At 67.3% G+C, this 3,086-nt stretch carries 2 protein-coding genes and 1 pseudogene; 1 reads left to right on the forward strand and 2 read right to left on the reverse strand.

Features of this window, described 5'->3' with window-relative positions:
* Positions 1-65 precede the first annotated feature (65 nt).
* Both ACDELDRAFT_RS20680 and argH read right to left on the reverse strand, forming a co-directional pair.
* The gene (locus ACDELDRAFT_RS20680) at positions 66-1,055 is read right to left on the reverse strand and encodes a Bug family tripartite tricarboxylate transporter substrate binding protein (RefSeq protein ID WP_005800038.1); all 990 of its coding nucleotides are present in this window, start codon (positions 1,053-1,055) and stop codon (positions 66-68) included.
* Between the two features lie 172 nt (positions 1,056-1,227).
* Positions 1,228-2,688 carry an argininosuccinate lyase gene (gene argH / locus ACDELDRAFT_RS20685; RefSeq protein WP_005800039.1) on the reverse strand — a complete coding sequence of 487 codons (1,461 nt, stop codon included), beginning with the start codon at positions 2,686-2,688 and terminating at the stop codon, positions 1,228-1,230.
* Positions 2,689-2,738: 50 nt separating this feature from the next.
* Here argH and ACDELDRAFT_RS20690 point away from each other — a divergent pair.
* A pseudogene (locus tag ACDELDRAFT_RS20690) lies at positions 2,739-3,086 on the forward strand (sensor histidine kinase); the annotation flags it as partial.

Below are 3,086 nucleotides of genomic sequence, written 5' to 3' on the forward strand. Positions count from 1 at the left end.
GCACGGGCACCGCCGGGTGCGGCGCCTGTACCGGGCGCGCGAAGGCCCGGCGAAAGCGCCCCGCCTTATTGCGGCACGAAACCGCTCGACTTGATGATGCGGCGCCAGGCTTCGGTATAGGCCTGCTCGCGCGCCGCGAGCTGCTGGGGCGTCATGAAGCCCACGGTGAGGCCCATGGCCGTGAGGTGCTCGCGCACGTCGGGCTCGGCCACCACCTTGGCCAGCGCCACCGAGAACTGGGTGATGAATTTCTGCGAGGTGCCGGCCGGTGCATAGAAGCCGTAATAGGGCAGATCCTCAAAGCCCTTGAGGCCCAGCTCGTCGAACGTGGGCACGTTGGGCATGGCCGCCTGGCGCTTGGTGCCCAGCACCGCCACCACCTGCACCTTGCCGGCCTTGTGGTTCTCCATGAAGTCCTGCACCGAGCCCACGCCCGCGCCAATCTGGTTGCCCAGCATGTCGGCCATCATGGGCGCCGCGCCGCGGTAAGGCGCCGAAACCAGATCGAGGCGGTATTTCTGCCCCACCAGCTTCACGAGGAACTCCGGCGTGGACGCCGGCGCCGGAATGCCCACGGCGCCCTTGCCGCCGCCCTGCGTGCGAACCCACTGCACATAGTCGCCAAACGTCTTGGCCGGGGTGCCGCCCGATACGGCGAAGGCGTTCACGAAGGTGGCGAAGCCGCCCACGGGCACGAAATCGTGCTCGGGCTCGTAGCCGGGATTCTTCACCACCAGCGGCAGGATGGAAATGGTGTGGTCGTGCGTGAGAAACACCGTGGTGCCATCGGGCGGTGATGCCTTGAGCACCTGGGCGGCAATCTGCCCGCCGGCCCCCGGGCGGTTTTCGACCACCACCGGCACCCCCAGGGCGTCCTTGAGGCGGTCGGCCAGCGAACGCGCAATGGCATCGGTTCCGCCGCCCGGAGGAAAGCCCACCAAGATGCGCAGGGGCTTGGCCGGCTGGGCCATGGCCGTGGACAGGGCCATGCCCGCCAGCAGGGCTGCCGTGCCACGCAGGGCGCGCGAGATCAGGGTGCGACGCAGAGACAACATATCCAGACTCCTCAGGAGAAAAACCGGGCAGAGAGCGTGCGATCCGGGCGGCACCGTGGCGGGGCAAGGCCTCAGCCCCGTGCAGCCTTCGCGCCTGGCAGGGCCATACGCTATCGAATACAGAGCACCTTGCAAAAGTGCAGCAAGCGCTACAGCCTTATTTGATACAAAATCAGCCCGCCAGGCGCGCCTGGTGCCGCGCGATCTGCGCGCGCACCTGCGCGGGGGCCGTGCCACCCAGCGTGTTGCGCGCATTGAGCGAGCCGCGCAGGCTCAGGCACTCGTACACGTCCTTGTCGATCTGCGGATGGAAACCCTGCAGCACCGTCAGCGGCAGCTCCGACAGGTCGCAGGCGTGCGCAGTGGCCGCCTTCACGGCGTGGGCCACGGTTTCGTGCGCGTCGCGGAAGGGCAAGCCCTTCTTCACCAGGTAGTCGGCCAGGTCGGTGGCGGTGGCGTAGCCCTTCTTGGCCGCGTCTTCCATGGCCTGGGCGTTCACGGTGATGCCGCCTTCCTTGGCGCCGGTGGCTGGGTTCACCTGGCCGCCGACCATCTCGGCGAAGATGCGCAGCGTGTCCTTGAGCGTGTCCACCGTGTCGAACAGCGGTTCCTTGTCTTCCTGGTTGTCCTTGTTGTAGGCCAGGGGCTGGCCCTTCATCAGGGTGATCAGCCCCATCAGGTGGCCGACCACGCGGCCGGTCTTGCCGCGCGCCAGTTCGGGCACGTCGGGGTTCTTCTTCTGCGGCATGATCGAACTGCCGGTCGTGAAGCGGTCGGCAATCTTGATGAAGCCGAAGTTCTGGCTCATCCAGATGATGAGCTCTTCGCTGAGACGGCTCACGTGCACCATGCACAGGCTGGCAGCAGCCGTGAACTCAATGGCGAAGTCGCGGTCGCTCACGGCGTCCAGGCTGTTGTGGCACACGCCGTCCATGGCGAGCGTGCGCGCCACGCGCTCGCGGTCCAGCGGGTAGGTGGTGCCGGCGAGAGCCGCTGATCCCAGCGGCAGCACGTTGGTGCGGCGGCGCACCTGCGCCATGCGCTCGGCATCGCGGGAGAACATCTCCACGTAGGCCAGCAGGTGGTGGGCGAAGCTCACGGGCTGGGCCACCTGCAGGTGGGTGAAGCCGGGCAGGATGACGTCCACGTTCTTTTCCGCCACTTCCACCAGCGCCTTTTGCAGATCGGTCAGCAGTCCGCCGATCAGGTCGATCTCGCCGCGCAGCCACAGGCGCACGTCGGTGGCCACCTGGTCGTTGCGGCTGCGGCCGGTGTGCAGGCGCTTGCCAGCGTCGCCCACGAGCTGGGTCAGGCGCGCCTCGATGTTCAGGTGCACGTCTTCCAGGTCGAGCTTCCACTCGAACGCGCCCGATTCGATTTCAGCGGTGATCTGCGCCATGCCGCGCTGGATGTCGGCATGGTCCTGCGCGCTGATCACGCCCTGCGCGGCCAGCATCTCGGCATGGGCCAGGCTGCCCGCGATGTCGGCCTGCCACAGGCGCTTGTCGAAAAAGACGCTGGAGGTGTAGCGCTTGACGAGGTCGCTCATGGGCTCGGAAAAGAGTGCGGACCATGCCTGCGCCTTGGTGTCGAGCTGGTTGTGGGACGGGGCGGAGGATTGGCTGGTGGGCATGTGACGGCAATAATTGGGTGGAACTGACACCCGGAACACCCGGATGCCTCATGCAAAACAAGCAAATTTTATCGACCCAGCCCCTGGACCTGGATTTCGCATCCCCGCGCCCGCAGGCGCGGGCCACGGTGCAGCGCGCGCTGGTGTTCGATGCATGCCATGTGGGCGTGGTGCTGCGCGCCGTGCTGTTCGTGGAAACCGTGCTGGGCGTGGGCGCGTTGTATGGCGCCGACACCCTGCTGGAGTGGCTGGCCCGCCTGTCGTTGCTGACCGGCGGCGCGCTGCCCGCAACGCTGGTCTGGCTGATCGCGGCGTGCAGCCTCAAAACCCTGCTGCAGCGCCTGGGCACCAACGGCCAGTTCGCGGCCGGCGTGGTGCTGGGTGCGGCGGCGGGACTG

This window comes from Acidovorax delafieldii 2AN, assembly GCF_000175235.1.
GTDB classification, from domain to species: Bacteria; Pseudomonadota; Gammaproteobacteria; order Burkholderiales; family Burkholderiaceae_C; genus Acidovorax; species Acidovorax delafieldii_B.

Bases quoted from the DNA above. Each gene is read 5' to 3' on its own strand.
- ACDELDRAFT_RS20680 (WP_005800038.1), bottom strand. From the start codon at position 1,055: ATGTTGTCTCTGCGTCGCACCCTGATCTCGCGCGCCCTGCGTGGCACG.
- argH (WP_005800039.1), bottom strand. From the start codon at position 2,688: ATGCCCACCAGCCAATCCTCCGCCCCGTCCCACAACCAGCTCGACACC.